The sequence below is a fragment of the Acidimicrobiales bacterium genome, from assembly GCA_030747595.1.
Taxonomy (GTDB): domain Bacteria; phylum Actinomycetota; class Acidimicrobiia; order Acidimicrobiales; family MedAcidi-G1; genus UBA9410.
In genome coordinates, this window is record JASLKK010000018.1 from 21201 (window position 1) to 28455 (window position 7255).

The following is a 7255-nucleotide window of genomic DNA, read 5'->3' on the forward strand; positions in this document are numbered from 1 at the left end:
CTCAGACGTCCCAGGTGGGCTGCGACCGCAACAGGTCCGAGAGGTCTCCCTGGCCAACCTGAGCCTGGACCTCGCGAATCTGGGCTGAGACCGACGAGGCGAACTCGCCCCGGTCAATGGCCCGGAACACCCCGATCGGAGTGGGGGTGGCCGGAGTCTTGGCCAGCCGGGACAGCGAGAAGGCGGTCGACGGATTCCGGATGTTCTCATCGTGCACCAGCACGTACTCGATACCCACCTCGGCTACGTCCACGATGACGACACCCTCGGGGCGCCGCGCGACGCCGTACTGGTTCTCGGAGCCGAACAGGATCGGCTTTCCGTGCTGCAGTTCGATGAGCATGTCTTCGCGCACGTCCTTCTTGGTGATCGACGCGAAGACGCCGTCGTTAAAGACGTTGCAGTTCTGGAGCACCTCGACGAACGCCGCTCCCTCGTGCTCGTGAGCCCGACGGAACGTCTCCTGCATGTGGCGACGGTCCATGTCATGCGTGCGGGCCACGAAGGTCGCCTCGGCGCCCAACGCCACGCTGATCGGGTTGAAGGGTCGGGCCACCAGGCCGACGGGCGACGACTTGGTCACCTTGCCCTTCTGACTGGTCGGCGAGAACTGGCCCTTGGTCAGGCCGTAGATCTGGTTGTTGATCAGCAGGACGTTCAGGTTGATGTTGCGGCGTAGCGCGTGGATGAGGTGATTGCCGCCAATGGACAACATGTCGCCATCGCCGCCGATAACCCACACGTCTAGATCCGGTCGGGCCATGGCCAGACCGGTGGCCACCGCGGGCGCCCGACCGTGGATGGTGTGCACTCCGTAGGTGTCCATGTAATACGGGAACCGGGCCGCGCACCCGATACCCGAGATGAAGACCGTCTTCTCGCGGCGCACACCCAACTCGGGCATGAGTAGCTGGATGGCGGTCAAGATCGAGTAATCACCACACCCCGGGCACCAGCGGACCTCCTGGTCGCTGGTCCAGTCGGCTTTGCTCGTCTCAGGCGCCGGTCCGTCATCGACGGTGGCCGCCGGATCGATGATCACGTCAGTCATCAGGCGACCTCCTCGTTGGTCGATCCACCTGCTGGTCCGGAGAGTTCCTCCATGGCTTCTCCGATGGCGATGTGGATCTCTCCGGCTGTGAAGGGCTGGCCCTTCACCTTGGACAACGGTCGGGCATCAACTAGGTACTCGGCCCGCAGGATGCGAACTAGTTGCCCGAGGTTCAGCTCGGGTACCAGCACCCCGCGGTGGGATCGGAGCAGGTCGCCCAGATTGGCGGGCAGCGGGTTCAGGTGCGTCAATTGGACGTGGTCGACCTTCCCGCCGGCGGCACGCACTCGGCGGGCAGCACCGGTGATGGCACCCCAGGTCGAACCCCAACCCACCACCAATAGGTCGGCGTCGCCGTCAGAGCCCTCTTCCAACTCGGCATCGGGCACGGGAATCGACGCGATTCGGTCGTTGCGCAGGCGGACCATGTACTCATGGTTGTCGGGGTCGTAGCTGACGTTGCCCGAACCGTCCTCCTTCTCGATGCCACCGAGACGGTGCATGAGGTCTGGCGTACCGGGCAGGGCGATCGGTCGGTTGCCGTCCTCTCCGCGCAGGAACGGCCAGAACACGTCGTTGCCGTCCTCGTCGACCGTGTTGAACTCCGTGGCGTACCGGACCTGGATGTCGGGCAGGTCGTCGAGTTCGGGCAGGCGCCACGGCTCGGACCCATTGGCCAGATAGCCATCGGACAACAGGATCACCGGCGTCTGATGGACGAGCGCTATCCGTGCCGCCTCGATGGCCGTATCGAAGCAGTCCGACGGGGTCCGGGCGGCCACGATGGGCATGGGCGACTCACCGTGGCGGCCGTACATGGCAATCATCAGGTCGGCGGCCTCTGTCTTGGTGGGTAGCCCGGTCGAAGGACCACCCCGCTGGATGTCGACGATGACCAGGGGCAACTCGAGGCTGACTGCCAGACCCATGGCCTCGCCCTTGAGCGCCATACCCGGACCACTGGTCGTCGTCACACCGAGCGAGCCTCCGTAGGAAGCACCGATCGCCGCACCGACCGCCGCGATCTCGTCCTCTGCCTGGAAGGTCGTCACACCGAAAGCCTTGTGCTTGGACAGCTCGTGGAGGATGTCGGTGGCTGGGGTGATGGGGTACGACCCGAGGTAGAGCGGCAGGCCGCTCAATTGGGAGGCAGCTACCAGGCCCCACGACAACGCCGTGTTGCCGTTGATGTTCGTGTAGGTGCCGGGTTCCAGGGGCGCTGCCTTCACGATGACCCGCTGGGAGCCCAGCTCCGCGGTCTCCCCATAGGCGTGTCCGGCGTTGAACGCCGCCCGGTTGGCGGCGATGATCAGGTCCTTGCCAGCGAACTTGGCCTCGATCCAGTCCAGCGTTGGTTCGACGGGGCGGCTGTACATCCACGACAACAGGCCGAGGGCGAAGAAATTCTTGGACCGGTCGGCGTCCCTGGGTTTGACGCCGAACTCGGCACAGGCCTCCTTGGTCAACGACGTCATGGGAACCTCGATGAGCCGATAGCCCACCAGGTCGTCGCCCTCGAGGGGGTTGTGGTCAAACCCGGCCTTGGCCAGGTTCCGCTCCTCGAAGGTGTCCCGGTTGACGATCAGCGTTCCGCCGGGAACCAGGGTCTGGAGATCCGACTTCAACGCCGCCGGGTTCATGGCCACCAGCACGTCGGGGGCGTCGCCCGGGGTGGTGATGTCATGGTCCGAGATGTGGACCTGAAACGCCGAGACCCCGGCCATCGTGCCGGCTGGAGCCCGGATCTCAGCCGGATACTCCGGCAACGTGGCCAGGTCGTTGCCGAACATGGCGCTGGCATTGGTGAACCGGTCACCCGTCAACTGCATCCCGTCGCCCGAGTCGCCGGCGAACCGGATGATGACCTCGTCGAGGGCGGGTGCCGAGGGGGCCTCCGCGATGTCTGTCACGTTGCTTCCTCCACGGGGCGTCGTTGCCTTCGAACGGACCCTAACCGCGGGTCTTCGGGGCGGTCACGATGCAACGCCCCCGACCGGCGTTGAATGGGTCACAGGTGCCGATCCCGACGACCGGCCGGATGCCAGGTCAGACCTACGGTTCAAGCCCCCGGGTCGGGCCCCCCGTCCGGTAATCCCCGAACGGTTCGTCTCGCTGTTGCAGGGCTTCCGTGAGTCCGGACTCGGCAACCTCGGAGAGGAACTGGGCCATCGATGCCGAGTGCACACCCAGCGCACAGATTTCGGTGCCCGCACGGATCCCCGCCCGCATCCCCATGTATTCCATCTGCCGGTGCACGGCCCTCTTGTTCAACTGGACCACGTCAGGCGGCATGGCGGCGATCCGGCCAGCCACCTCGAGCACGGCCTCATCGAGGTCGTCCACCGGAAAGGCCGCATTGGCCCAGCCCAGTTCAACGGCCTCCGTTCCGGTGATCGAGTCACCGGTGACCATCATCTCCATGGCCTTTCGCATCCCGAGGAACCAGGCGTGGAAGTGCATGTCGGGCACACCGAATCGCACTGCCGGATATCCCATCCGGGCGTCATCGGCCACGTAGACGAGGTCGCAACCGGTTGCTAACTCGCTCCCGCCTGCCAGACACCAGCCGTGCACCTGGGCGATGACCGGTTTGGCCAGGTCCCAGATGCCCATCCATCCGTCGGTCACGTGGCGGGGCCACTGGCCGTCCCCGGGCGTGGTCGGGAAGGGAAGTTCGTGCCCCTCGTTCCCCCCGCCCAGGTCGTACCCCGACGAAAAGCAGCTTCCTGCACCTCTGACGACGGTGACCCTCACCGAGTCATCGACATCGGCAGCCACCAGAGCGTCGAGTAGAGCGCCCCGTAGCGGATGACTCAACGCGTTTCGCTTGTCCGGCCGGTTGAGGGTCAGTCGACGGATCCCGTCGGCCGGATGGTCGACCAGCAGCAGGTCCATCGTTTCCGAACCGCCCCTGGACATCTGTTGCTGACGCCGACCCCCGGCCCTAGGCCAGGGTGATCGACTCGTCGAGGTAGACATCCTGGATGGCGTTGAGGAGCTCGACACCCTCGGCCATCGGGCGCTGGAATGCCTTGCGCCCGCTGATCAGGCCCATGCCCCCCGCCCGCTTGTTGACAACTGCGGTGCGGACAGCCTCGGCCAGGTCGCTGGCTCCTGAAGAGGCACCGCCGCTGTTGATGAGCCCGATCCGTCCCATGTAGCAGTTGGCCACCTGCCAGCGACAGAGATCAATCGGGTGGTCGGTGGTCAACTCGTCGTAGACGAGATCGTGGGTTTTGCCGTAACCGGGCAGGGCCCGGTAGCCACCGTTGGTCTCCGGGAGCTTCTGCTTGATGATGTCGGCCTGGATGGTCACGCCGAGGTGGTTGGCCTGGGCGGTCAGGTCGGCGGAGGCATGGTGATCAACGCCGTCCACCTTGAAGCCAGAGTTGCGGAGGTAGCACCACAGCACCGTGAACATTCCGAGTTCGTGGGCCCGGGCGAAGGCCTCGCTGACCTCCTGGATCTGGCGGGTGGACTCGGGCGAGCCGAAGTAGATGGTGGCCCCCACCCCGGCCGCTCCGAGGTCGAAGGCCTGGTCGACAGAACCAAACATGACCTGGTCGAACTGGTTCGGGAAGGTCAGCAGTTCGTTGTGGTTGATCTTGACGATGAACGGGATGCGGTGGGCGTACCGGCGTGACACCGAAGCCAAGACGCCGTAGGTGCTGGCCACCGCGTTGCAACCACCCTCGATAGCCAACTCGACGATGTTCGCTGGATCGAAGTAGTCCGGATTCGGAGCGAACGACGCGGCCGCTGAGTGTTCGATGCCCTGGTCGACCGGAAGGATGGAGACGTGGCCCGTACCAGCCAGACGGCCGTGATCGAGAAGCGACTGGAGGTTACGGAGGACCTGTGGCGAGCGATCCGTGATCCCGTAGACGTCGGTCACCGTGTCGGGTCCCGGCGTGGTCAGCTGGTCAGCGGAAATAGTGTGGCACTGATGGCCGAGTAGGTCGTCGGCGTCAGCGCCGAGCAGGGATGCGATGTCCACCTGAGTGGCTCCTGTCTGGTGATTCTCTGGTCTCCAAGGTCCACCGAAAACCCGGGGACCGGATCACCCTACGTCGCGACCATGGGGCACGCGTGGCCCTTGGGGAGCCGTGGCGGGTCATCGGTCACGGTCGAATTCACTGGGAGGCCAGACTCTTCAGAGCCCGCTCCTGGAGGAACCCACGACCACCGGAAAGTGCACTTCAGGAACAAAAGCTCTTCAGGAAAGAGCACGCACCCGAGCCGCAACGTCGGCGAACTGGGCGTCATGATTCCGAACCCAGATGAACAACTCGCGGGCCCGCGGTTCGGCACCGGACCGCTCGTAAAGGTCGGCCAACGCGTAGGCCCGCCGGAGGTGGTGGTCGCGGGCCCTCGACGGGATCCGCCAACCCTTTTCCAAGAGGGCGAGGCCCTCCTCTATACGGCCCTGGTCGGCAAGTGCTCCGGCGGCCACCAGTCGGCCCTCGGTGACGAGCGGGCCGCTGGGGGAGGCATCACGGAGTTCAGCCCACAGCACCTGGACGTCGTCCCACCTGCCCTGAGCGCGATGGCAGTCGGCCAGCACAGGGTGCTGCTCCGTACTTCCGGTCATCTCACGGAAGACCTCGAGGCGCTTGGTCGCCGCCTTCCAGTGGCCCATGCGGTAGTGCACGAGCCCGAGCAACTCGATTACCTCAGGCACCTCTGGTGCTCGTTCCACCAACTGATTCAGGATGCGACGGGCATCCTGGAACCGATCGTCGGAGAAGGCGCGGGCGGCTTCGTCCAGTCGATTGAGGGCCTTGCCGCCCGCCCGGTCGCCTAGTGCTCGTCGAAGCAGGAGATCGGCGTCGGGGAGTCTCTTGGGTGCCTCGGGCAGGGCCAAACGTTCCATCGCCCTTGGGCCCCGCTTCGATCCACCCCTGGACCCGCCACGAGCCACCGCCTCAGCCGCCTCGTTACGAAGACGATCAGACCGTTCCGGCTCGGGGCGTCTGGGTCGGGTCGTTCGTTCCGCCGTCCGGTCTCGTCGCTCCGGACGATCCTCCTGCTCCTCGCGTTCCAGGCGCCCGGCTCCACGACGGGCCACGCCACCCCATGTGGTCGGGCCGGCCGCATCGGGTCCACGCCGACGCCGATCCGTGACGGCTTCTCCGCCACCACGTCGATCCCCGTCACGCCTCTGGCCTCCCGGTCGGGAACCGCTACCGGAACCCGATCGCCGGTCGCCACGTTTGGGGCCACCACGGGAGTCGCCGCCGGATCCACCGCGGGAACCGCCCGACGATCCACCCCGAGATCCACCCCGAGATCCACCCCGAGAACCGCCTCCCGAACCGCCGGTTCGAGGGCCACGATCGCGTTCACCGTGGGGAGCCATGGCCGACGAGGCTAGCGGCGCCACACCGGCAGCCCAGCGTGACCTGCGACCCATGTCTCCGCCCGCTGTCCTTCCCCGGCTGATGCCCATTCGGCCACCATCACGACCCCATCCAGGCCCAAAACGCGCTAGAGCGGGACCCCTAGGGGTCCCGCTCGTAGCGTTAGAAATCCGGCGGCGTCCTACTCTCCCAGGGACACTCGTCCCAAGTACCATCGGCGCTGGCGGGCTTAACTGCCGTGTTCAGAATGGGAACGGGTGTGACCCCGCCGCCATGGCCACCGAAGACCGGTTGGATCCCAGCCGACGGTGGCCGGGATCAGATTCAGTTGTCAAGAGTGGCCCAATGGCCTCTCCAGGACTCCACAGCGAACACGAACATCGACAACTCTTGTCGATGTGAGTAACCAAGCCCTCGGCCGATTAGTACCGGTCGGCTGAATGCGTTACCGCACGTACACCTCCGGCCTATCAACGTGGTGGTCTGCCACGGGCCTTACCCGGTTATCCCGGTGAGAGATCTCATCTCGAAAAGGGCTTCCCACTTAGATGCTTTCAGCGGTTATCCCTTCCGTACATAGCTACCCGGCAGTGCCACTGGCGTGACAACCGGAACACCAGGGGTACGTCCACTCCGGTCCTCTCGTACTAGGAGCAGCTCCCTTCAAATATCTAACACCCACGACGGATAGGGACCGAACTGTCTCACGACGTTCTAAACCCAGCTCGCGTACCGCTTTAATGGGCGAACAGCCCAACCCTTGGGACCTGCTTCAGCCCCAGGATGCGATGAGCCGACATCGAGGTGCCAAACCTTCCCGTCGATATGGACTCTTGGGGAAGAT

At 65.2% G+C, this 7255-nt stretch carries 5 protein-coding genes and 2 rRNA genes; all 7 read right to left on the reverse strand.

The window, feature by feature from the left end:
• Position 1 precedes the first annotated feature (1 nt).
• Positions 2-1051 carry a 2-oxoacid:ferredoxin oxidoreductase subunit beta gene (locus QF777_11240; protein MDP6912120.1) on the reverse strand — a complete coding sequence of 350 codons (1050 nt, stop codon included), beginning with the start codon at positions 1049-1051 and terminating at the stop codon, positions 2-4.
• A complete protein-coding gene (locus QF777_11245; protein MDP6912121.1) occupies positions 1051-2961 on the reverse strand; it encodes a 2-oxoacid:acceptor oxidoreductase subunit alpha in 1911 nt (636 codons plus the stop codon). Before QF777_11245 ends, QF777_11240 begins: the two co-directional genes overlap by 1 nt.
• 142 nt (positions 2962-3103) lie before the next feature.
• Positions 3104-3946 (reverse strand): enoyl-CoA hydratase-related protein, encoded by an 843-nt coding sequence (locus QF777_11250; GenBank protein MDP6912122.1) that lies wholly within the window; start codon positions 3944-3946, stop codon positions 3104-3106.
• A gap of 49 nt (positions 3947-3995) precedes the next feature.
• Positions 3996-5048, reverse strand: a complete 1053-nt coding sequence (locus tag QF777_11255) for a class I fructose-bisphosphate aldolase (GenBank protein ID MDP6912123.1) — start codon at positions 5046-5048, stop codon at positions 3996-3998.
• Between the two features lie 219 nt (positions 5049-5267).
• A complete protein-coding gene (locus tag QF777_11260; GenBank protein ID MDP6912124.1) occupies positions 5268-5924 on the reverse strand; it encodes a hypothetical protein in 657 nt (218 codons plus the stop codon).
• A 655-nt stretch (positions 5925-6579) separates the two neighbouring features.
• Positions 6580-6696: ribosomal RNA gene (gene rrf / locus QF777_11265) — 5S ribosomal RNA — on the reverse strand.
• A 117-nt stretch (positions 6697-6813) separates the two neighbouring features.
• Positions 6814-7255 (reverse strand): 23S ribosomal RNA (locus tag QF777_11270); the annotation flags it as partial.

What these genes read in the sequence shown, in the direction of transcription:
- QF777_11250 (MDP6912122.1), bottom strand. Translation starts at nt 3,946, where the DNA reads ATGGACCTGCTGCTGGTCGACCATCCGGCCGACGGGATCCGTCGACTG.
- QF777_11240 (MDP6912120.1), bottom strand. Translation starts at nt 1,051, where the DNA reads ATGACTGACGTGATCATCGATCCGGCGGCCACCGTCGATGACGGACCG.
- QF777_11260 (MDP6912124.1), bottom strand. Translation starts at nt 5,924, where the DNA reads ATGGAACGTTTGGCCCTGCCCGAGGCACCCAAGAGACTCCCCGACGCC.